At 41.4% G+C, this 22,876-nt stretch carries 16 protein-coding genes; 5 read left to right on the top strand and 11 right to left on the bottom strand.

The features are described 5' to 3' along the window. Nucleotides 1–35: 35 nt before the first annotated feature. The 5 genes from BM386_RS10000 to BM386_RS09980 all read right to left on the bottom strand — a co-directional run bounded on the left by BM386_RS10000 (nt 36) and on the right by BM386_RS09980 (nt 7,688). Nucleotides 36–2,372 carry a glycoside hydrolase family 95 protein gene (locus BM386_RS10000; RefSeq protein WP_091693279.1) on the bottom strand — a complete coding sequence of 779 codons (2,337 nt, stop codon included), beginning with the start codon at nt 2,370–2,372 and terminating at the stop codon, nt 36–38. A gap of 165 nt (nt 2,373–2,537) precedes the next feature. After that, nucleotides 2,538–3,809 (bottom strand): cation:proton antiporter domain-containing protein, encoded by a 1,272-nt coding sequence (locus BM386_RS09995; protein ID WP_091693274.1) that lies wholly within the window; start codon nt 3,807–3,809, stop codon nt 2,538–2,540. Further along, the gene (locus BM386_RS09990; protein ID WP_091693270.1) at nt 3,809–4,507 is read right to left on the bottom strand and encodes a hypothetical protein; all 699 of its coding nucleotides are present in this window, start codon (nt 4,505–4,507) and stop codon (nt 3,809–3,811) included. Before BM386_RS09990 ends, BM386_RS09995 begins: the two co-directional genes overlap by 1 nt. 5 nt (nt 4,508–4,512) lie before the next feature. Continuing rightward, the gene (locus BM386_RS09985) at nt 4,513–6,903 is read right to left on the bottom strand and encodes a P-loop NTPase family protein (RefSeq protein ID WP_091693265.1); all 2,391 of its coding nucleotides are present in this window, start codon (nt 6,901–6,903) and stop codon (nt 4,513–4,515) included. 197 nt (nt 6,904–7,100) lie between these two features. Continuing rightward, nucleotides 7,101–7,688 carry a TlpA family protein disulfide reductase gene (locus BM386_RS09980; RefSeq protein ID WP_091694461.1) on the bottom strand — a complete coding sequence of 196 codons (588 nt, stop codon included), beginning with the start codon at nt 7,686–7,688 and terminating at the stop codon, nt 7,101–7,103. 302 nt (nt 7,689–7,990) lie between these two features. Here BM386_RS09980 and BM386_RS09975 point away from each other — a divergent pair, with 302 nt between their 5' ends. Then, complete coding sequence (locus BM386_RS09975) at nt 7,991–10,255, top strand: Tex family protein (RefSeq protein ID WP_425285308.1); 2,265 nt, start codon at nt 7,991–7,993, stop codon at nt 10,253–10,255. A 92-nt stretch (nt 10,256–10,347) separates the two neighbouring features. Here BM386_RS09975 and BM386_RS09970 read toward each other — a convergent pair whose 3' ends face one another. Next, complete coding sequence (locus BM386_RS09970) at nt 10,348–11,544, bottom strand: ATP-binding protein (protein WP_091693259.1); 1,197 nt, start codon at nt 11,542–11,544, stop codon at nt 10,348–10,350. Between the two features lie 288 nt (nt 11,545–11,832). Between BM386_RS09970 and BM386_RS09965 the strand changes: the two genes are divergently transcribed. Beyond that, complete coding sequence (locus BM386_RS09965) at nt 11,833–14,250, top strand: ABC transporter permease (RefSeq protein ID WP_091693255.1); 2,418 nt, start codon at nt 11,833–11,835, stop codon at nt 14,248–14,250. Nucleotides 14,251–14,408: 158 nt separating this feature from the next. On the opposite strand, the gene BM386_RS09960 is transcribed toward BM386_RS09965, so the two are convergent. Continuing rightward, complete coding sequence (locus tag BM386_RS09960) at nt 14,409–15,401, bottom strand: LLM class flavin-dependent oxidoreductase (protein ID WP_091694456.1); 993 nt, start codon at nt 15,399–15,401, stop codon at nt 14,409–14,411. 215 nt (nt 15,402–15,616) lie between these two features. Between BM386_RS09960 and BM386_RS24195 the strand changes: the two genes are divergently transcribed. Further along, nucleotides 15,617–16,039: a four-helix bundle copper-binding protein gene (locus tag BM386_RS24195; RefSeq protein ID WP_483066923.1), complete on the top strand. Its 423-nt coding sequence runs from the start codon at nt 15,617–15,619 to the stop codon at nt 16,037–16,039. A gap of 46 nt (nt 16,040–16,085) precedes the next feature. Here BM386_RS24195 and BM386_RS09955 read toward each other — a convergent pair whose 3' ends face one another. Continuing rightward, nucleotides 16,086–18,833 (bottom strand): outer membrane beta-barrel protein, encoded by a 2,748-nt coding sequence (locus BM386_RS09955; protein WP_091693249.1) that lies wholly within the window; start codon nt 18,831–18,833, stop codon nt 16,086–16,088. A gap of 346 nt (nt 18,834–19,179) precedes the next feature. Here BM386_RS09955 and BM386_RS09950 point away from each other — a divergent pair, with 346 nt between their 5' ends. After that, nucleotides 19,180–19,437 (top strand): hypothetical protein, encoded by a 258-nt coding sequence (locus BM386_RS09950; RefSeq protein ID WP_091694453.1) that lies wholly within the window; start codon nt 19,180–19,182, stop codon nt 19,435–19,437. Then, nucleotides 19,434–20,207: an XRE family transcriptional regulator gene (locus tag BM386_RS09945; protein ID WP_091693244.1), complete on the top strand. Its 774-nt coding sequence runs from the start codon at nt 19,434–19,436 to the stop codon at nt 20,205–20,207. Before BM386_RS09950 ends, BM386_RS09945 begins: the two co-directional genes overlap by 4 nt. On the opposite strand, the gene BM386_RS09940 is transcribed toward BM386_RS09945, so the two are convergent. The 3 genes from BM386_RS09940 to BM386_RS09930 form a co-directional block, all read right to left on the bottom strand. Then, entirely contained in the window at nt 20,197–21,285 is a 1,089-nt protein-coding gene (locus tag BM386_RS09940) for a toll/interleukin-1 receptor domain-containing protein (protein ID WP_091693241.1), read from the bottom strand. The genes BM386_RS09945 and BM386_RS09940 overlap by 11 nt on opposite strands. After that, nucleotides 21,272–22,039 (bottom strand): toll/interleukin-1 receptor domain-containing protein, encoded by a 768-nt coding sequence (locus BM386_RS09935; protein WP_091693238.1) that lies wholly within the window; start codon nt 22,037–22,039, stop codon nt 21,272–21,274. Before BM386_RS09935 ends, BM386_RS09940 begins: the two co-directional genes overlap by 14 nt. 69 nt (nt 22,040–22,108) lie before the next feature. Further along, nucleotides 22,109–22,870 carry a hypothetical protein gene (locus tag BM386_RS09930; RefSeq protein WP_091693234.1) on the bottom strand — a complete coding sequence of 254 codons (762 nt, stop codon included), beginning with the start codon at nt 22,868–22,870 and terminating at the stop codon, nt 22,109–22,111. Nucleotides 22,871–22,876: the final 6 nt, after the last annotated feature.

Below are 22,876 nucleotides of genomic sequence, written 5' to 3'. Positions count from 1 at the left end.
CCGGAGCATTCATTTGGTAAATTGGGTGACGCGGATTAAAGTTCTATCTCGAAGCTTTGGCCTCGCTCAAGGTCAAGATCCATTTCTGACCCGTCGTAGTAAACCATGACTTTGCCGGTATTACCAGCTTGAATCTTACAGGTTTTCAGCTCACCTTCTTTCCAAGTCATATCTATAGTATAATTTCCTCGGGCTTTTAAGCCAGTTACACTTCCATTTTTCCATGCCTTCGGCAAAGCTGGCAGAAGCCTGATAAGTCCATCTTCGTGTGATTGAACAAGCATTTCAGCCACCCCAGCAGTGTATCCAAAATTTCCGTCAATTTGAAATGGCGGATGCCCATCAAACAAGTTTGGGTAAAGTGATTGTGAAAGTAGCTTTTGGATATGCTCATGGGCCATTTCGCCATCAAGCAATCTTGCTGAGAAATTAATCAGCCACGCACGTGACCAACCAGTCCCTGCTCCCCCATTTGCCAGTCGGTATTCCAGCGTCTTTCTGACTGCGGCAAATGCCTCAGGAGTTTCACTTTTGGTAATAGCATCTCCTGGGTGAAAGGCATACAAATGTGACATGTGTCGGTGGCCTGGCTCATTTTCTTCATAGGGCTGATCCCATTCCAAAATCCTTCCATCCTCCGCAATCTGAACTCCCGGACGAAGATTTTTTAATTGCAGAGCCACTTTTTTGCGCAGTGGAGTTTCTTTTCCAAGAAGCTCAGAAGCTTTCAGATAGTTGTTAAAAACATCCGCAATAATCTGCTGATCCATCGCAGCACCCATTGTAGCGGCTACTTTTTCTCCTTTGGCATTGATGAATTGATTCTCCGGAGAAGTGGAAGGAGAGGAGACAAGCGTCCCATCTTGGGGATACTCTACCAGCCAGTCTGAATAGAAAGCCGAGATAGTTTCCAAAGCTGGAAAAGCTCTTTCTTCTAGAAAATCCTTGTCATTGGTAAACAAATAATGATCCCAATAATGTCTGCCTATCCAACCGCCTGCACCGATCCAGCTGCCCCAATAGGCGGTGGCAGCCCGTAAGAATGCAACCTGCCAAAGGTCAGTTGTATGCGGAACCATAGATCCTGCCATGTCAAAATTCTCCCGGGCAGCATTCTTTCCATTCTCGATCACCCCATCGATAAAATCAAAAAGTGGCTGATTTAATTGGCTCAGATTAGTGACATCCGCAGGCCAATAGTTCATCTGCAGGTTGATGTTTACATGGTAATCTGCATTCCAGGGAGCAGCGATGTGCTTATTCCAAATCCCCTGAAGATTTGCGGGATTCGTTCCGGGACGACTGGAGGAAATCAATAAATACCTGCCATAATCAAAAAGCAATTTCTCTAGATGTAAATCAGTGACTCCTTCTTTTACGCGTTCTATTCTTTGATCTGTGGGGATATTGTCTGGCTCTACAGATCCCAAATCTAGCTGCATTCTGTCAAACCAAGCCGCATATTCTGTTTCATGAGATCGAAGTAATTCTCCCCAGCTTTTCAGTTGGACTTTTTCCAGTTGACGATCGGCCTCTGCCTCAAAGTCCTCATGGTAAAAGGAAGTTACAGAGACTAATTTGAGCATAAATTCCTTTACACCTGATATTACCAGTGCGGAATCAGTTGTGTTTATTTCCCCAGACTGGTGTTGGGCAAAAAGCAAGGTCCGGAATTTTACCCCATTCAGAATTTCAAGAGGTTTACTGTCTAACTGCCCTTTTCTCTGAGTGATCATTCCGGACATTTCGAGCTGCCTGTCGTTCAGGGCTGTGGTTTTTGCAGTGGCAAAACCATTATCTTCTAGGCGACTCATGGTGATTTTTCCGTTGAACCCATCTGGATGTGTCGTCTTAAACCTAATAATCAATGCATCATCAGGTGCAGAGGCAATTACCTCTTGACTCACATCAAACCCCTCGCTTTTGAATTGGGTCAGGACAGTGGCTGTTTCAAGATTTAAACTTCTCCGGTAATTTTGAGTTTCTACCCAGTCAAAGTTAAACCAGAGATCCCCCATGGTTTGATGGGATCGTGTCACTGCTTTTCTGGAGAATTTTAAAACCAAAAGTGAATCTGCTTTCTTGTTTTCTCCTGCCAATAAATAGGCTCTGATTTGATCTAGATCGGCTCTTCTGCCTTCTGCCAGTCCCCAATCCTCGTATCCTCCCGGCCAAAGAGAATCCTCATTGAGTTGGAGTTGTTCCCGACCAGGGAGACCCATCACCATTGCCCCCAGCCGTCCATTACCTACTGGCAAGCCTTCTTCCCACTCCACGGCTGGTTGATTGTACCAAAGGGTAGAAGTGGATTGGGAAATGCTTAAGTTTACTTGGCAAAGCAAGATTAGAGCGCTTAGGAAGAACTTTTTCATGGTATTTTGGGTCAAAAAATAAGATTACAATAAATCTTTGAAGTCCCCAACCGAAAATGTTCCAAAATTTCTGTTGCGCTACAAAATTGAGATCCTAAGAGTACTATTTAATAGACATTAGTAGAAGCGGATCCCTGTCTGAGGTTATTCAAAAAACCTTGGATTTTACTTGTCCTCTTCTTCTAGTACACTTGGTACTTTCCATTTTACAGCTCCCACACCTTTACTATTTGCCAAATCTACTGCTTTTGAAGAGCGTCTTTTTTCATAAATCATGGCAAAAGTCATAATCAAACTGGTGCCTATAATTACAAAAAGTAAGATTCCCGGCTCGAATCCTGCTATTTTGGCTTCCTCTGGAATCGCATAAAAAAGCAATACGGTGATCAATCCTCTAGGCGCAATAAACGCCTGCGGGGTAATGTCTTTGCCTTCAAAAATCAAGAGCAGGACTATTCTAATGCCGTAAATTGATAAAATCAACATGCTGCTGATCAATGCAACTTGCAAATTGAAGAGGGAGGTAATGGCAATAGTTAGTCCGAAAATGACAAAGAAAAGCGTCCGCACCACAAAGGCTGTCTCTCCGGTAATTGTATGCAATTCATGGTAAATTTGATGTGCTTTTTCATAGTCTAACCAACGGGAAAGTTTTCCTTTGAAAAACAATTTCATATTGGCGATTACCAAACCAAAAATCAGAATAATAATGAGCGAGGAAAGGTGCATTTTTTTGCCTAATGCATAAAGCAAAAGCAGTACTGCGATCATTAGAAAGAGTTTTACATTGCTTTTGATTTTTTGGAAGACTAATATAATTGCATAGCTGGCAATCAGAGAGATCATAATTGTCAGCATGAAATTCCCTGTAAAACCTACTAGTCCAGAGTCTTCAGCAGGATTTAATTTGCCTGTGAGGAAGTAAAAAAGCATAATGCCCAAAATATCGGAAAAGGTACTCTCGTAGATATGGAATTCCCGCTTTTTGCTTCGTAATCCAGCCACACTCGGAATAATAATCGCGCTGGACAAAATAGATAATGGAGTGGCATATAGCCATGCGGATTGCATGGTCATGTCAGGGATATAATAATAAAGGATACTCGCAGCTGCCCAGGTGGAAAGGCCAAGTCCGATCAGTGCAATAGCCAGCGATTTAAGTATTGGCACCAGTTTCTCACGCTTGAGCTCCAGCTCCAGCGCAGCTTCCAACACGATCATAATCAGCCCTACAATACCTAAGACCTCCAAAATCGGAAAAAAGTCAATCGTCTCTGAGGTGAAATAGTGCAAGACATATTGTAAAATCACACCTAGCGCTATCAGCATCAATACCGCAGGAATATTGGTTTTCTTCGACAAACCATTGAAGAGGAAGGACAGAATAATAATCACCGAAAACTCAATGATCAGATTATATGAAGAAATGATTTCCATTAGGCGTTAAAGTTTTCAGTTGAATTGGTCATGATATTATGGCCATGCAAGTAGTTGATGAAATCTTCATGTTTTGCACCTTTTATCAAGGTGTAATGCATCAGGAAGGTTTTCTTGTTAGCTAGCTCTTTTATGTTTATGGGTTTTCCCAATGCGAGGACGGGATGGTTAAAAACCAAATCCAAAAGCTCTTCTTTACTGAGCTCAGTTTGAAGATAAAGTGCCCGTTGAAGCACGTTCGTCTGATTGGAAATCAATGTAAATCCAGTTTTGTCAAAGAAATTGTACCAGACCCAGCGTTCTCCCTGATCAGTCCCGAGTACCATTCCCAAGGTGCCAATTCGATTAATTCGGCCATGGATTTTTCCTGCTTTTACCAAGGTGTCGGTGACCACCATCGGGCTGGACCGTATGAACAAGCCACTTACATAATTACCCAATTGCTTATACCCAAATACAGCCAACAACACAATAATCAACCCATGAGTCAGCGGATCCAATGCGATGAATCCGCCAATAATCACCAACCAGGCTACCGGTTTATAGAAAAGCCGGATCTTATTGATCCAAGCTAAGTACCGTTTGTTGATGCGCCTTTTTTTCAAGTATCTCGTAAACCCAAAAAAACATAGGAACAGAAATAGGTAGATCGCAAAGACGATAAGGATTAATGCGTAAAGATCATTCCAGTTATTCATATCGTTTAGGCGAGTAGTTCTTTGTATTTCAAAATTGAATAAAGATCCTGTCTTACGGTGTTTTTTACAATTAAGTAGCCATTTGGATCTCTGTCCAGGATATTGATATTCAGAAGTTTACGTATGGCTGGTTTGTATTCAGATTCATATCTGTCAGTAAATAAGTTTTTTAGCTCAAGTTCGCTGCTATAGCCAAAGAGTAGGCAGTTTTTTAAGATAAGTAGTTCTGTGGTGGACAGGAAATCGTTGAGGTGTGTTTCTTTTTCTGAAAATTGAATGGAACTGTCCTCCTGCACATCAGTACAGAATATCCAAGCCTGCAAAACGGCTCCGATATTGTAATCGAATTTTTTGGTCAGCCATCCAATCTTTTTTCTAACCTGCTCTTCACTCATCACTTTACCTTCTTTTTCATAAAGTGTACGGTGTGCTGCGCCGTGGCGAAGCATAAGCGCCCTGTAGATTTCATCAGTAGTGGATGTATCCGTGTCCAGTATGTTTGTGAAGCTTTGGGAAAATGGAATCCTCGAATCTAAGTGCAATCGGAGAGAATTGGTCATGGCCACAATAACGAAAGCTTTGGAAGCACTTAAGCTCATAAATTCTACCAATGAGGAAACATTCGTAAGCAGTGAGCGATCTGAATCTCTCCAGAGATGCAAGTCATCTAAGACAAGTATAGGTTTGGAGTTGCTGATAGACCTTCTGACAAAGCTCAGGACCTCATCCAGATTTCTACCCATTTTTAGTTTTCTGCCTTCTATGCTGATTTCATTTCCAGGTACCAGGTAGTGCACATCATTGGACTTGAATTGGTGTGTAGCAAACTCCAGAAGGGTGGACTTGCCACTTAGAGGATCTCCAACTACAGCGATAGACCTATTTTGCCCTTTCTTCCAATAAGCGATAATTTTTTCTAAGACTTCTTCTTGCTGTTTTCTCTTGACTAGAAAAAGATCACCAATGAAATTTTTATTTAGGAACAGGGAGTGGTAATGGTCAGGAATTTCTTTCTCAGTTCTCGTTTCTAATATCTCTAAAGCAATCTCTAGCTTTTGATGCGGGGTTTTCTCCTGAACGTCCTTTACTTGTTTACCTACATTTTTAAAAAGCTGCACTAGCCTGGATGAAAAATTCCTGAAGCTACTGGATTTGTTAGTAGATAAAAGTGAGAAATTAGTCTGTAAAGGCACCTTTAGGTATTCAGCGTCATGATAAATAGTTGTGACTTTGAAGTTTTGGGCAAGTTTTGCTTCTATGTGTTCTACAGCATTTGCACTTTGGGCAATGGTGTTTTTCTGTTCTAAGTTGATGGTATTCAGAGATGCGATTTCTGCATGAAAGGAGTTTAGGCGCTGGGTTTTTTTAGCGACCTGCAAACTACTTTTGATTTGAGAAGCTACATTGAGGAGATGGGAAAAATTAGCTTCCAGCCCATCCCATAAATCTGACAAGTATGGCAAAATCTCATAATCCAGCCATTTCTCGGCAGATTTCTTGAAATCAATTTTTTTCAAAACCAAATAGCCCTCACGTGTACCAACCGGCACAGACAAGGTCAAAAGTTTGTCAACAGAATCTTCCAGCTCCCGAATAGTATTTTCGGGACGAATATCTAAGCCGATTCCTGTAGCAATCAGTTCATCAAATAACTTTATCGTATTATTAAGCTGGTCTATCTCCATGATATCTTCCAGGCTATTCAGGCATAGATTGATTTTACTTGCAAATAGGGCATTTGTTCTTTGTACCTCCGCTCTCATCTGGAGCACCATTTCGCTGATCAGGTGGTATTGAGCTATAGTTTGCTCTAGTTTAGAATGGCATTGGTCAGTATCCTTTAGCTGACTAAAGATGGTTTGGAACTGCGAATGGTAGGTTTTCCATGGGTTGGAAAAGTGCTTTACAGCTTCAAGTTTACGCTTGAGTACTTCCGGTTTTTCGAGCAGACTTTTCCGCTCTACCTTGAAGTAATTGAGTGTTTTTTCAGATTCAGTTTGAAGCAGTTCTTTTGATTTTTCAAAATGATCTACAGCCTTTTGCTCCGAAGTGAGGTTTTCCAGTGTTCGCAGTTTAGCTATACTCAGTTGGAGCAAGGTGTCTCGCGCCAGTAGTATGACTGACTTGAAGCGATCTGGGTAAGAGAAGTGGAATAGGTAATAGTCAGGGTCAGTCACCTCTACATTTTCACCTGATTTCGCTAAGCATGCATCTCCCGCCTTGCAATAGGCTTCAAGTAAATCACTTGAATGCCCTAGAAGATAGGAGTAAAGTTCAGCAGCTGAAGCTTGGATTGCTAATCCCGAATTGAAATCCTGGAATTCTTGCAGCATAGAATTCATCAATTCCCCTTCGAGTACTTCAGATTCTTTTGCGGAAGGATTGTTTTCTTTCATAAATGCTGACAATGGAACTCAAAGAAAATGAAAAATGAGTTGATAAACCTAGTTGAATTCTGTTTTCTAAGAAAATTTCAGTTGGCTGATTTGAAGAGGTATTTGAGGGTTTGATGAGCGATAAAATATAAAAAAATCTACAGATAGTCATTACATCTTGCTCATTCCGGTGTTTTTAGCACCAGGATGAGTGTGGCTTATTCAGTGCTTTTGGATTGACCTATCAAAAATTCGCGAAACTCATCCGTATTGAAATTGCTCATTCCTTCCTGGTAAAAGACGATTTTACCAGCTGGATTTATCACCAAAGTAGTGGGGATGGACTGACTTTGCAGGCTATTGTTCAATCCATAACTCGCATGCGCTGTGGGGAAAGTCCAGCTTTTTCCTTCTAGAAAGCCAGCACTTTTGTTGATGTCATTATCGATGCCGATCATCAGGAATTCCAAATCAGGTTCGTTTTGCACAGATTTATACAGCTCCGAGATATGAGGCATCTCTGCACGACAAGGTCCACACCAGGAAGCCCAAAGGTTGATGAAGAGGGTTTTGCCCCGGTAGCTTTCCAGATTGATTTGTTCCCCGTCAAAAGTTTGGAACCTTCCGCGATAATCGAACTCCTGATCGGTGAGATCTGGTATTTCAATTTTAGGTTTGATCAATCCAGTAGATAACAGTACAGATTGCAAACCACCGATGATGACAGGCAGCAATCCTGTGAAATAAAAAAATGCCACTATGCTGAGCATGATTCCCCAGCTTTTGATTTCTTTTTTCCAATCTATACTCATTTCAGATAGTTGATTTACGATTTACGGGCTTTACTTGAACCTTTGAGGTTTTACAGAACCTCGAAGGTTTTACTCTTTATTGATTCTTATTGTTTTCAAGATTATTGAAATCATCAGTGTTTAGAGAGGAAGTGTTGATTCAATTTTCAAATTTTCAAATCTTTCAATTTTATAATCTTCCAATTTTACAATCTTAAAATCAGACCCTTAGTGACAAGCCTCACATTTCATACTTTTTGTCTCCAAAATGACCACTACCTTGCAAGCCAAATTACGCATTGAATTTTCTTATTGATATGAATTACGAAGTACAAATAGCCGCAGAACTCCAAATCAAGCCACATCAGGTAGATGCCACTGTGAAATTGCTGGATGAGGGAGGGACGGTTCCTTTTATTTCCCGATATAGAAAAGAAGCTACAGGTGAGCTGGATGAGGTGCAAGTAGCCGCTATTCGTGATCGCGTGTTGCAACTTCGCGAGCTAGCGAAGCGAAAGGAAGCTGTGCTGAAATCAATCGAAGAGCAAGGAAAATTGACTCCGGAATTGAAAGATAAAGTAAATGCGGCTGAGACTATGTCAAAGCTGGAAGATATCTATTTGCCATACAAGCCTAAGCGGAGAACAAAGGCGACTATCGCCAGAGAGAAAGGCTTGGAGCCACTTGCTGAGCTGGTTTTTGAGCAAAAATCCATTGATCTGGAAGCTGAAGCTGAGAAGTTTGTGGACGCTGGAAAAGAAGTGAATTCTATAGAAGAAGCGCTTCAGGGAGCACGCGATATCATGGCAGAGTGGATCAACGAGAAGGCTGAACTGAGAGAGAAGATGCGTAAGCTTTTTTTGGAAGAGGGAGTTTTTTCTTCTAAGGTTTTGCCGGGCAAAGAACAGGAAGCGATTAAATACAAGGACTACTTTGACTGGTCTGAACCTATAAAAACTGCACCTTCTCATCGGGTTTTGGCGATGAGAAGAGGTGAGAAAGAGCTTTTTTTGATGTTGGATTCTGTTCCGGAAGAAGCATCAGCCATCTGTCAGATCGAGAAAATGATCCTGGCAGATGCTGCAAATTCCTCTGTGGAGCAAGTGAGGCTGGCGATCAAGGATTGCTACCGCAGACTGCTCAAACCAAGCATGGAAACGGAGGTTCGACTGCTAACCAAACGCAAAGCGGATGAGGAGGCGATCAAGGTTTTTACAGAGAATTTGAAACAACTTTTATTGGGTGCGCCATTGGGTGAGAAATCTGTGATGGCCATCGACCCAGGATTCCGAACAGGCTGCAAACTGGTTTGTCTCGGGCCACAGGGTCAATTTTTGCATTACGAAGCTATTTTTCCCCATGAAGCTAACCGCAGGAGTCAAGAAGCTGCAATGAACGTGAAAGGATTGGTGGAGAAATATGCAATCGAAGCAATCGCGATAGGAAATGGAACTGCGGGACGGGAGGCAGAAGCTTTTGTAAAAGGGCTAGGCTTGCCAAAATCTGTTATTATCACCATGGTGAATGAATCTGGAGCTTCCATTTATTCCGCTTCGGATGTGGCAAGGGAGGAATTTCCAGATCTGGATTTGACCGTAAGAGGGGCTGTGTCCATCGGGCGTAGATTGATGGATCCGCTGGCTGAACTGGTGAAAATCGATCCCAAATCTATCGGTGTCGGTCAGTACCAACATGACGTGGATCAGAATGCCTTGAAAAATGCGCTGGACGATACCGTGATGTCCGCAGTAAATGGAGTAGGGGTGGAGGTAAATACAGCTTCTAAACAATTGCTGACTTATGTGTCAGGTTTGGGACCAACATTGGCTCAAAATATTGTGGAATTCAGAAATGAAAACGGCCCTTTTAAAAGCCGATCACAACTGAAGAAAGTGCCGAGATTAGGAGATAAGGCATTCGAGCAGGCGGCTGGTTTCTTGAGAATCAGCAAGGCAAAACATCCATTAGATTCCTCAGCTGTTCACCCTGAGCGCTATGCTTTGGTGGAGCAAATGGCGAAAGATGTAAATGCTTCGGTTTCTGATTTGATGAGTTCAGAGGAGTTGAGAAATCGGATTTCTCTGAAGAATTACGTGTCTGAAACGGTTGGTTTGCCGACGCTGCAGGATATTTTGGAAGAACTGGCTAAGCCGGGCAGAGATCCCCGTGAGAGCTTTGAGGTTTTTGCTTTCGAGGAATCAGTAAACAGCATGGCTGATCTGAAAGTTGGAATGAAGTTGCCTGGCGTGGTGACGAATATTACGGCTTTTGGAGCATTTGTGGACGTGGGAGTTCATCAGGATGGATTGGTGCATTTGAGCCATTTGGCTGACCGTTTTGTGAAGGATCCGAATGAAATTGTCTCTGTGAATCAAAAAGTGCAGGTGACGGTGATGGAAGTGGATATTCCGCGTAAGCGAATCGGGCTGAGCATGAAGTCAGATCCTTTTGCAGAGCGGGGTCGTGATTCCAAATCCCGATCAGCAGAGAAAAGACCTATTGCTAAAAAAACTCAGCGTCAAGAATCGGAAGGCTCAATGGCTGATAAATTGGCTGCGCTGAGAGGGAAATTTAGTGGGTGAGGCTTTTAACCGCAAAGTTCGCTGAGGTTGCGCAAAGAAGGCGCTGAGGATTTTAAAATGTGAGTGGAGACAAGCACATGGGCGATGGTGTTTCAATACATCATTCCAAAAACCCACAATGGCACTTTTTTGCCAAATCCATGCTCGATCTCATCTGCTGCAATCAGATAGTTGTCTATATGATTGATTTGGGAGGCGTCTTTGTTTTTGCCTCCAACTTCTATCACTAGATCATCTACTTGAAAGTCACCAGATTTAGGTAGTCGAACTTCTTTTTTGATGTTTTTGAGTTGGTTTAATAGGAAGGTTTCCCTCACCGAACCTATCTCTGGATTGGCCTTTAATGCGTAGGAAAGGTTTGTGTTTTCCAGGTACACCTTATCCGGTTTTTGCAAAAGAGAAACTCCCTTTCCCGCTGCGATGAGGAAGTTGAGCAATCTGGCTTTTTCCAATTGTGTGAGCCATTCATACACCGAATCCCGGCTGGTTTCTACTTTTCTGGCAATGGAGGAAACATTAGGTTTGAAAGGAACGGACTCTGCTAATACGCCAAGTAGTTTTTTGACTTTATAGGCTGTGCCAGCATTGTAATCAGCGATAAACGCCAGATCAGATTCTACTACCGTATTAATAATCTGCTGGAGGAAAACCGGGATAGTTTCAGGGTTTGATTCGGTTATGATGGGAAGATAGCCTCTTTTGAGATACTCCTTGAATGCTGGTAGAGGCTGAAGGAGCGAGGTGATTTCAGATGAGATTTGAGAATGAGTGTTCTGAATTTCCGTAAGAGAGACAGGTTGGAAATTTTGGTTATGGGTCAAGTTCAGGTATTCACGAAATGACATTCCTAGCAACTCATAAGTAATCACTCGTCGGCTCAAATCGGATTCACCCCTATAAATATCCAGTGCGGAAGATGAAGAGAATACCACTTTCAGTTCAGGATATGAATCATAAATATTCTTGAGCTCTCGGGACCAATTTGGATATTTGTGTACCTCATCAATGAACAAAAAACGCCCACCGTTTTGATAAAAAGTATGGGCGGTCTCTACTAGATTATGGGTATAAAACCAATAGTGGTCTGCAGAAAAGTAAAGTGCTTCGTTAGCTTGAGCTTTTATGCCGAATTTGATTCTTTGAAGAATAAAAGTGGTCTTTCCAGAACCTCTAGGACCTTTAATGGCAATCATTCGCTGATTCCAGTCTATTACCGAGAAAAGGTACCTGAAGAATTTGTCATCAGTTTGACTGAGCAGGTTTTGGGAATTTGAGAATAAGATGTCCATAAATTGTCGAATCTATTCTGCAAATTTAAATGTATTTTGTCGAATTAAAAATACAAAATTGTTAATGTTTTGTCGATTTGGATCGACAAAAATATCCTGAAAAAAATAGGCTGAAGGTGTGAACTTAGGGTTTGAAATACTTAGTCATCGCCCGAAGGCGAACAAAAATGTTCGGGTAACTCTACACGATTTTCAATAAATCTTCATTCTGAGCCTATATGGGCCTGTTTTTTCTGGTTTGATCTTGGATTAAATGCTGTAGATCAGAAAAATTTGAATACCATACCTATGTGGAAAATTTACTCTAAAATTGCTTGGCGAAATCTTAAAAAAGGCAAGCGTGTCGCGTTGATTAACATTTTTGGTTTGACTCTGGGAATCACTGCTGCCTTTTTGCTTTTCACGGTAGTAAGCTACGAACTCAGCTACGATAATTTTCAGTCCAATTCGGATCAGATCTATCGCGTAGTGACTCAGGATGAGTACTCCGATGGAATGAGCTACACGCCGGGCGTATCTCCTCCCATGCCAGAGGCGTTGAAAGCTGATTTATCAGGAATTGAGGCAATCGTTCCCGTAGTGAATTCATCGGTTTTTGTGACGCTGGATGAAGCTGTGACAGGCTCAGGAGAAAATAATTTTGTAATCGAAGATGCCTTCTTTACCACAGCTGATTACCCTTCATTATTTGATGTGGAGGTCTTGGCAGGAAATCTAAATTCCTTAAATGATCCGGGCCAAGTGGCGCTTACGGAGACAGAAGCCAAGAAACTTTTTGGCACTTGGGAAAATGCTTTCGGCAAACCACTGTTGTTGTCCAAACGCATAGAAGCTTCCGTGGGAGCGATCGTTGCAGACCTTCCAGACAACAGTAATTTCCGGTTTGATATGTTGGTGTCCTATAAAACGATGGAGAGTAATGAGGAGATATTTGATACCTATTTTGACGAGTGGGGAAGCTTTGGTAGTAATTTTCAGGTGTATTTGAAGCTTCCTGAAGTAGGGAATCCAGCACAAATCAATCAGCAATTGCAAGCCTTTGCAGATAAAAACTACAAGGACAGGGGCACTTCGAAGAAGTCCTTTTTCCTACAGCCAATGAATGATATTCACTTTGATACTCGCTTTGATCCGATCAGTGGGGAAATGATTCGCAAGGCAACGATTTATACTCTTGCATTGATTGGTGTCTTCATTCTGCTCATGGCTTCGATCAACTTTGTGAATCTTTCCACTGCGCAAGCAATCGGGAAAAGCAAGGAAGTGGGCATTAGAAAAGTGATGGGCGGAAGTAGGGGACAGGTCGTTTTCCAATCTTTTGGGGAAACTTTTATGGTCGTATTTATCTCTGCCACCATTTCTACGCTCGCAGCGACGATTTTACTTCCTTACCTCAGTAAAGTGGCCGAAGTGCCAGAAACCATTCAGTTGATTACCCCTACCTTTCTATTGTTTTCAGTTGCTATAGTTCTGGGAGTGACTTTGCTGTCGGGGCTTTATCCGGCATTGATTCTTTCGGGATTTCAGCCGATTCAGGCATTGAAAAATAAGATTCAGGTAGCTCAGATCGGAGGAGTTTCTTTGCGAAGAAGTTTGGTCGTGTTACAGTTTGTGATTGCACAGGTGCTTATGATCGCGACGGTGATTGCGGTTAAGCAGATGACGGAAATCCAAAATGCTGATCTAGGTTTTTCGAAAGAGGCCGTGTACTATTTTGATCTTCCCTCTGACGAACCAAGAGATGGGAGGCTGGATGTGCTGAAGCAGCGTTTGGAAGCAAATTCTCAAATCAAAAGCGTCAGTATTTCCAGTGATGTGCCCTCTTCCAATAACAATTGGGCTTCGAATTTTTGGTTTGATGACAAAAGAGAAGATGTGCCGTTTATGGCTTCCCTGAAGTACGGAGACGCAGATTACTTTGATAATTATGGGTTGCAGTTTGCTGCAGGAACCGGTTTTTCTGAAAGCGACACGCTCAAAGAAGCGGTGATCAATGAGACCATGGCGAAAAGACTCAATGTTGCTAACCCGGAGGATGCCGTAGGCAAAAGGATTACGATTGGTGGTGGAGAGCCTTGGATGAGGATCACCGGAGTAGTGAAAGATTTTGCGCAAAATTCTTTAAGGGAGGAAGTGAAACCCTTCATCATCGCTACGGAACGGGAGTCTTACTACGTCATGGGAATGAAACTGGATAGTTCGGCAGGTCAGCAGACGCTGGCGAGTATAGAAGAAGAATTCAAAAACATCTATCCAGACGCGATTTATTCCGGGGAGTTTCTGGATGAGACGATTGCGAATTTCTACCGTAGGGAAAACCAACTTTCACTGGTTTACAAAGTCTTTGCTGTGCTTTCGATAGTTATTTCTTCAATTGGTTTGTATGGGTTGATTTCTTTCTTGGTGGGGCAAAAGCTCAAGGAAATCGGAATCCGAAAGGTGCTTGGAGCTTCGATATCCCAAATCACATTTTTGCTTTCAAAAGAGTTTATCTATCTGGTGCTGATCGCTTGTGTGATTGCTTTGCCGCTAGGTTATTACCTCACAGATCAATGGTTGCAGAATTTTTCCTACAAGACCACTGTGCCTGTAGGCTTGTATGTATTGGTAATGCTTGTTTCCCTTTTGATCACTGCCGCTACGGTGGGATTTAGAGCGGTGAAGGCTGCTTTGGATAATCCGGTGGATAGTTTGGCCGATGAGTAGTAAATTAGTTCCCGCAGATGAACAGCTGATAACTGCCGCAGATTTTCGTAGATCTCTTGCTTTATAATTTGACTACAAAACCTAAAAAATCAGCGATTATCAGCGGATTTTTCAGCGCAAATCTGCGGGAAGAAATTTATGGAAAAACAAGCTTCGAATTACCCCAATACCTCAGCCGTGATCTCCAATGATCTTAATCGCCTCTCAGGATCATAGATATTCGTAGATATCATCAGCTCATCCACTTCTACCTGTCGGAAGAAGCTCTCGAATTGTGGTTTTAGACTCTCTTTAGTGCCAATAAATGTACAAGCCATCATATTCTGGATAGCGGCTGCTTCTGGTTCGGTCCAGATTCCTTCCATGCTTTTTACCGGTTTTTTCATAGGATAAGATCTGCCACGAATGATTCCCAGGGCAGTTTGATAAAAAGAGGTGGCCAAATAATGGGCTTCCTCGTCAGAATCAGCAGCGATCACATTCACACAGGAGATAAAGTATGGCTTCTCCAAATGCTCTGAGGGCTGGAAGTTTTCTCTATAATGCCTCGAAGCGTTGATCAAATACCCCGGTGCAAAATGACTTGCGAATGCGTAAGGCAATCCCTTCTCCGAAGCAAGCACGGCACTGCTCATGCTTGAGCCAAGTAGGTAAATAGGAATATCAAGTCCTTCTGCTGGGAAAGCCCGGACTTTGGAATCAAGATTATCTTCAGAGAAATAGCGATGTAGATCATCCAGATCATTTGGGAATTCTTGGACAGATTCATGTCTGCCTCTCCGAAGTGCTGTCGCTGTAGTCTGATCCGTGCCTGGCGCTCTGCCCAGTCCCAGATCAATCCGGTTTGGGTACAAAGTCGCAAGCGTTCCAAACTGCTCGGCAATGATCAGTGGACTGTGGTTGGGTAGCATGATTCCTCCTGATCCTAGGCGGATTTTGGAAGTTCCGTGTGCTAGGTAGCCAATTAATATCTGTGGAGAAGAGCTGCCTACATTGGCCATGTTGTGATGCTCGGCAAGCCACATTCTAGTGTAGCCCAACTTTTCGGCATGTTGTGCGACTTGTAAGCTTCTTTCGTAGGCGTCTTTCGCATCAAAGTCTTCACGGATGATGGCAAGATCGAGTAGGGAGTATGGTTTGGTCGTTTTCAAAATGGGTGATCGCTTATAGTTAGTAAGCAAATTGAAAATCAATCAGGAAAGTTTCGTATAGGGCATAATTACTTAAGTTTTGCTGATGTGGCTATCCACAAGTTGAGTCAGGAATTCCTCATAGTTCCTTGGTAAACAGTGTTATTTAAAGGGGAAGTTTGTTTTCAGGCAATTAGTAAGACTAATTGGCAAGTGGCTGCATTTTTGTATTTTTTATGACACTAATTCTCAGTCAATGGGAATTAATTTCAATGCTAATCCTATCAAAATTGTTGAAATTCGATAGCGGTGATCAACTAAATTCAATTATTATGAGCACAGTAACTAAATTAACAAGCAATCTCATCGGATCTTGCGAACAATGTATTGACGCTTGTTTATCATGTATTGATTCATGTAAAGACAGGCCTGGTATGGGCGATTGCATCAAGTATTGTGAGCGATGCATCGATGCTTGTAAAGATTGTATCTCTGTAAATGAAAGCAGTTCATTAGATCGAGCAATAGCAATGCAGCAATGTGTTGATGCATGTTATAACTGCGCCAAGGAATGCGAAAAACATGAGCATGAGGCTTGTATCAAATGCGCTGAAGCTTGTAGAAACTGTCTAACTGAATGTGAATCGCTATTAGCTTAGACTAAAAAAGGAGGCCTGATGGAAACTAATTCATCAGGCCTTTCTATTAATTGTTATAAAGTTCGTTGTAGTCATCCATATCCGTCCCTTTGTTGAAATGGCGGATGTTGTATGTGAAGGAAAGCATAAAGTAGCGCTGCATCACATTGTTTTGACCATCTTCCACAAAAGCATCCGTGACATTTCTATACACACTTCGGTTTTGACCAAGTAAATCGTACACGTTGAGTGAGATTTCTCCGCGTTGATTTGCAAATACTTTTTTGCCTAAACTCATATTCATCAGTACTACATTAGCATCGAATCCTTCGGATAGTCCAGAGTTCAATTGATGATTTACATCCAGTCGGTATATAAAACCCTCCCAAATAATCCAACTTAGGTTTAATCTGGAGCGCTGGTTGTAAAAATTATTGTTTAGGCTTTCGTTTAGCGTATTTTCCACATTGTTAAATGAAAAACGTGTGGAGATGTTAAAGTCAATTTGATCTGAAATGTTGCTGCTCAAGGAAATCCCAGTACTGATGCGTTGGGAGTTATTGAAACTTATCTGGTTATTCACCATTCCAGGTCTTTTTGTGCTGCTGAATCCTCCGTTGATATTGAAGTTGGATTTGACAAAATCAAGTGGGATACCGTAACTCACCCAGGATCTAAAATCCTTGTATCCGTCCAAGTTAACCGGTCTGAACAGCTGAGAACCTTTTTCTAAAATAATTCCGCCTGGCAATTCTGTGGCTTCTTCAGCCGTAAAAGTACTGTTGGATACTGCATTATCTGTTAGGTTATATTGGGCAAAAACAAACCAAGAGCGATCATTTTCGGGGTTATTGCTGCGAAATCTAAATCTTATTCTATTGGAATAAGACTGGTCTAGATTAGGGTTACCTGTTCTTAATTGAAGAGGGTTGGAATTATCGATCACATTCTGGAGGTCACCTACAGAAGGTGCATCCACGTCAGTATCGTAATCAATCTCAAAGTTGGTTGTAGGAGAAATTGTATAATCAAATCTCACTGTCGGCATGAAGCTTTCGAAGGTTCTATCTATGGTTCCTACTGCAGGGAAAAGTTGATCGTTTTTGAGGTTCGCGTTCTGATATTGGATTTCTGCCTGAAACTTCAGTTTTTCCAATTGGTATTGGTAGCCAAGTTCTACTTCCTGTCTCAGGTATTTGCTTTCAAATGAATTACTCAAAGCAGTATCCAGTGAAAGATCCGGATTGGAAATGTCATCATTTAAGATGTCAAAAGTTAGCTGATCAGAATCGTTAAATCTATTCCCGATTTCATATTCAAGCTCCATCTGGCCATTTTTACCTAAAGGCTCGGTATAAGATACACCAGTTTCCCAATCGTAACCAGAGCGGTCTCTGGTGATATTTTGGTTGATGATTTCTGTACGCTCATCGGGTTGAAAATAGATATTTGTTGCTGTGCGCAGTGCATTATCGTTGTTTCCATGACTGCCTGTATTTGCGCTGAGGGTTATTGTTCTTCCTTCCTTACTGAACTTGTGGCTATAGAACAATCGATGAAACATGTCATAATCCTCGTTCTTAGCAGTTCTTACATTTTCTGTCTGATTCAATGGTCCTTCAGCATTCACACTTTCTCCGAAAAAACCGGAGTTTTCTGTTTCAAAGCTTGCCGAAAGTCGAGGACGATATAGAATTCTATTATTTTCATTGATATTGTATTCCAGCCTCATGTCGAAGCGGTGATCTTGTCTGGTACGGGTCTCTCGGCTGTCTTCCGTATAGATTTGTCCGGAATTAGCACTTGTTACATATTCTCTGATCAGACTTGATTCATTTGTGTTTTTGCGGTGATTATACTGATAGCTACCACTGACTTTTATTTTTTCACCCCAGTTATCCGAGTAGTTGATTCCGAGGATGTTAGTGTTTACGATGCCGTTTTGAGGTCTATTGTTGCTTTGAATATTAGCATCGCTGGAGTAATCCAGCACGTTGATGTTATTACTCAGGCCTGTAAAAGTGATTCGCTGATCTTCATTGAAGGAATTGATACTTGCTCCGGCCAGATACCGGTCGTCAGTTCCGTACCCCGCTGTAGTTTTTCCAAATATCCCTTTGCGTCGATTTGGTTTTGTGATGATGTTTATGGTTTTCATTCGTTCCCCATCATCAAAGCCACTAAGCAATGCCTTGTCACTTTTTTGGTCAAATATCTCAATCCCCTGAATTACCTCTGCTGGAAGATTTTGTAATGCAGTATTTACATCACCTCCGAAAAACGGTTTTCCATCCACTAAAACCTGAGTAATGGCTTCTCCTTGAGCTTGTAGGGAACCGTCCATAGAGATTACACCAGGAAGTTTTTCAATCAAGGTCTGGGCACTCGCGTCCTTCATCGTTTTAAAAGCATCCGCATTGAATAGGGTAGTATCTCCCTTTTGCTCACCTTGTGACCTTCTGGCACTTATAGTCACTTCGTCCAACGCCGTAGCTTCCTCTTTGAGACTCAATGCACCAAGGTCTAAATCTTGAGTGACATTGATAGATTTGTAAAGATCTTCAAACCCTAAGTATTGAATTTTCAGAAGATATTCACCGTTTTTTACATTGCTGATTTCAAATTCTCCATCCAGGTCAGAAATCATCCCATCCACTTGTATGGAATCAGGTAGATTTTGAAGTAAAATGGTTGCATTCGGAATGGTAATTTCGGTACCTGCCTCTTTTACCCTGCCTTTGATCGAATAAGTTTGGGCAGAAACTTGAGTGACTGTTACTAGTAAAAAAAATAATAGGTAGAGGTAATATTTCATTGGTGTAGGTTAGTTGGATACTTTCAGAAAAGCATATCTCCCATTCATAGAGAGAATATTTGGTGGTACTGTTTCGATATTTATTAATACAAAAGAAGGAACTTTTGTTCAGGATAGAGAGTCATAATAGGCTAAGCGGTCAAATGGCGTATTGAGTAGTAGATAAGGTATTTATATATATGGCGTTTCAAAGAATAAACTGATTTATTTGAAGCTTCAGCAAGCTGATTCGTTAATTGATTTTTGTTTTTGACAATTTGCGTCAGAGTAAAATGTTTATTTTTCATTCATCTATATGTTTATAAAAACAACATTTCTATCTTAGCTGATGTTAAAAGAATCAGTTATGGAAAATCAAGAAAAGATCAGTATCACCACAAAGACTTTGGCATCAGGGAATTGCCAAGTAAAATTTTTCATCGAGGACGAGGCAAAACCGCAGTACGGTTACTTGCTTGTGAATGGCCCAAAGCCTGTAGGAGAAATAATAGATGAAATCAAACAGCGTATGGAAAGAAGGAGAAGTGCTGCTTTGAATATGAATCCTTTTTTTCCAATACCTTCCGCACCTGAAGACCACAACTTTTACCTGTATTCCGCATGAAATATCTGTCTTCAAATCTCCGGTTTTTGCGTAAGCAAAAAGGCATCACACAAAATGATCTAGCAGATCAGCTGGATGTGCAGCGTACGATGATTTCTGCCTACGAAGATGGTAGATCGGAGCCTAAGCTATTAACGCTTGGCAAGCTCTGTGATGTGCTGGAAGTCGGGATGGAGGAGCTTTTGAATCATGATATCGAAAGCAAAGGCAGGAAGGCAATTCAAAAAAGAGGAATTAATATTCTTACCATTGCCTGTGATGAGGATGAGAAGGAAAATATCACTTTAGTGGGACAAAAAGCTTCTGCGGGATATTTGAATGGATTTGCTGATACTGAATACATGGAGAGCCTACCACAGTTCCAGATTCCTACACTTTCGAAGCAAGCTACGTATCGGGCTTTTGAGCTAGCAGGCGATTCCATGTTGCCGCTGACTTCAGGTACCATCGTAATTGGTGCCTATGTGGATCAGCTGAAAGATATCAAAAGTGGAAAAACCTATGTGTTGGTAACAGAAACAGAAGGCGTGGTTTACAAGCGGGTTTTCAATTACCTCAGCGACAACGGGAAGCTATTTTTGGTTTCAGATAATGAACATTACAAACCTTATGAAGTGAAGGGAGAAACTGTCATAGAAGTTTGGGAGGCGAAAGCTTTTATTAGCACAGATTTTCCAAATCCCGGTGACAAGAAAAAGCCCTTGACCTTGGAGGATCTTGGAGAAATGATCTCTGATATTCGGGCTGACCTGAGGACCCTTAGGGGTTAATTCTTTTCAAAGTAATAGGACTACTTGATTCCAAGTCAGGAAAAGAAATACTCCCAGACCAACTCTCTCCATCTTCGGATGGTGATAAATTAAGCTTACCATTTATTTGAACCAGTGAATTAAAATAATCTGCGGAAAGTTGATTTTGGGTGATTGAGCCAGTGCCTTGTCCTATAGCTACATTGAAAACATTGTACTCGATAAACTCGAAGTCCTTTTTATTTTGATTGAATACTAGAGTACTTGTGTTTCCTTGATTGTCAGATAAGAGCCAATAACCATGAATAGCAGTTACATCATTTGATTGTGAACCAGATAAATTTTCATAGATTTCATTTCCTGAAGGATTTTCTTCCCTTAATGCATTGATATCTGCCTGGCTAAGCTCATCATCTACCGACTCATTTTGATCATTATACATAGTATTTGAGCCATTTAAACCCTCCTGAAATCCTTTCTGAAAATCTTCACTGCTGATTATGATGATCATTAATACTACAAAAATCCCAAGTACCCAAAGGTAGTTTCTGCCCCACCAGCTTTTCTGTGGTTTGGGAATAGGAAGTGGTCTTGGACGTGGAGTGGGTTGTGGCTCTGGTTTCTTTTTTCTAGGAATAAGTTTGGCAAGTGCTTCTACTAGCACGCCTAGGTCATATTTCCATCTTGTTATAGAGATTTCGAAGGTTTGCAGATCGGCCAATTCTTGCAAATCTTCAGGAAGCTGATCGGCAGTGGGCCTGCTTGCTCCCTTGAGCAATAAGGGGATCACTCGTGTATCTGGTCTTGCCAGCGCAGCACTAACTTCCCTATGTACCCAATCTTTGGGTTGGAAGAGCCGCGTAACGCCATTTTCATCTGGATCACCAAACCAATCGGGGCCAATTGCGACTAGCACGACTTTACTTTCCTTTAATGCTTTATCAATGGCATCTGCAAAACGAATTCCTGGTTCAAGATTTTCTATATCCAAGAACACAGCGTCTTCACCAAACTCTTGTTCTAGCGTTTCTCTGATGCGGTGACAATCACTTTGCGTATCTGAATGTCTGTGACTGAGAAAAATTTTATTCTTTTCCATAAAAAGCGGGTAATTCGGTAATAAGATGATTGCATGGAGAATCAATTATATAACCATATCCATAGTCATCATAAGGATATTCTTCCTCTGCGCAGCTATTAATTGCGATTACGAAAATGATAAAAGCAATTATATAGTATTTGTAAGCTTTCCAAATCCCTTGCAATGAACTGAAATCTTTTGGTTCCTTAGATGATTTAAATAGGTTGCCTAGTTCTTTGGATTGTTTGAATAAATCGTTTGCATCGAATTTCTGATTCGAATTTGCTGCTCCGGATTTTTGAGTTATTTTTTTTAATACAGTGATTAGATTTTCGACATCAGTTTTCCACCTTTTAATAGATATTTCAGCCCACTGCACATCTGCCAAAGCTTTAATGTTATTTGGAAGTCGATCTTTTGATAGTTGTGAAGCGTTTTTAACCAAAACTGGTATTACTATAGTCCCACTTTCGTTTAAACTTAGTGCCATAGCCACCTCTCTTCTTACCCAGTCATTGTCGTTGAAAAGACGCAAATTTCCATTTTCATCTTTCACCTCTGTCCAAGTAGGGCCAATTAGAACTAAAACTACTTTACTTTGTTTAATTGTTTTTTCAATTGCTTGAGCAAAGTTTAATCCTGGTTCAAGAGTTTCTATGTCAAAAAAAACATTGCTCTCTCCAAACACTTCTTCAAGGTTTTCTTTGAGTCTACTTGCTTCACTTTGGGTGTCACTTTGTCGATAACTGATAAAAATTTTTCCGTTTTGCATAAAAAAACCTGATTCGTTCTAGCTAAAGTTAAGCGAATCAGGTTCTTAATTGCAATGTGAGGGGTGATTTTATTCTTCGATTAAATTTTCAAACCCATCTTTTATCCTTCCAACAGCATCAAAGGAGGTATCAATGTTAATAACGCCTTTTCCAAGCTCATGCCAATACCCGTCTCCACACTCTATGTAACAACCACGCTTGGTACCCGCAGTTTCTTTTGCTATTTCGTAGTTATAGTCCGGGGAAAATACCAATTTCAATAGCTGAACAGCGTACTCCCAGTTGATTATTTTGGATTCATTTTTTGCAGTGAAAACCGCCTCTCGATTCGAGAAATTCATGGTAATCGAGCAGTCTATGCTTTCTTCGTTTGTGACTTGACGGTAGTTAACCGTAAGAGGAGCTTCTTTTTTTGAGGTTTCATAGATGGCTTGAATTATATCCTGAGCCAGCATTTGCCATGCTTCTTGATTTACAGGAGCTTTTGCTGGGCCGGGCTTTCCATTTTCCAGAGCAGAAATCATCAGACCGCCTTCTTCTAGTTGTCTGCCGCTCCATTTTGCCTTTTCAAACTCTACGGAAACTACCTTTTTCCAAACGAAATCAAGCGTGCCTTTGAAACTGAAATCATCATTTAATGTAAATCCTTCGTCAAGGATTTCGTCCTCGGTCAAATCTTCTCTGTCTGTGTAGTGCAGCTCCAATTCCGCCTTCAATTCAAAATTGCTCCAATCAAGGGTCATTCTATACACATGACTGTAAGGAGGTGGGATGATTCCCGAATCGAATTCAATTACAATTCCGCTCGCGTGTTCGTTACTCTTCTTCATTGATGC

The sequence above is a fragment of the Algoriphagus locisalis genome, assembly GCF_900116615.1.
Lineage (GTDB): Bacteria > Bacteroidota > Bacteroidia > Cytophagales > Cyclobacteriaceae > Algoriphagus > Algoriphagus locisalis.
This window is presented reverse-complemented; position numbering and strand designations above follow the sequence as displayed.

Coding starts and splice junctions, on each gene's coding strand:
- BM386_RS09930 (WP_091693234.1), bottom strand. CDS start 22,870: ATGAAGAAGAGTAACGAACACGCGAGCGGAATTGTAATTGAATTCGAT.
- BM386_RS09955 (WP_091693249.1), bottom strand. CDS start 18,833: ATGAAATATTACCTCTACCTATTATTTTTTTTACTAGTAACAGTCACT.
- BM386_RS09970 (WP_091693259.1), bottom strand. CDS start 11,544: ATGGACATCTTATTCTCAAATTCCCAAAACCTGCTCAGTCAAACTGAT.
- BM386_RS09995 (WP_091693274.1), bottom strand. CDS start 3,809: ATGGAAATCATTTCTTCATATAATCTGATCATTGAGTTTTCGGTGATT.
- BM386_RS09945 (WP_091693244.1), top strand. CDS start 19,434: ATGAAATATCTGTCTTCAAATCTCCGGTTTTTGCGTAAGCAAAAAGGC.
- BM386_RS10000 (WP_091693279.1), bottom strand. CDS start 2,372: ATGAAAAAGTTCTTCCTAAGCGCTCTAATCTTGCTTTGCCAAGTAAAC.
- BM386_RS09985 (WP_091693265.1), bottom strand. CDS start 6,903: ATGAAAGAAAACAATCCTTCCGCAAAAGAATCTGAAGTACTCGAAGGG.
- BM386_RS09990 (WP_091693270.1), bottom strand. CDS start 4,507: ATGAATAACTGGAATGATCTTTACGCATTAATCCTTATCGTCTTTGCG.
- BM386_RS24195 (WP_483066923.1), top strand. CDS start 15,617: ATGACACTAATTCTCAGTCAATGGGAATTAATTTCAATGCTAATCCTA.
- BM386_RS09975 (WP_425285308.1), top strand. CDS start 7,991: ATGAATTACGAAGTACAAATAGCCGCAGAACTCCAAATCAAGCCACAT.
- BM386_RS09965 (WP_091693255.1), top strand. CDS start 11,833: ATGTGGAAAATTTACTCTAAAATTGCTTGGCGAAATCTTAAAAAAGGC.
- BM386_RS09950 (WP_091694453.1), top strand. CDS start 19,180: ATGGAAAATCAAGAAAAGATCAGTATCACCACAAAGACTTTGGCATCA.
- BM386_RS09940 (WP_091693241.1), bottom strand. CDS start 21,285: ATGGAAAAGAATAAAATTTTTCTCAGTCACAGACATTCAGATACGCAA.
- BM386_RS09935 (WP_091693238.1), bottom strand. CDS start 22,039: ATGCAAAACGGAAAAATTTTTATCAGTTATCGACAAAGTGACACCCAA.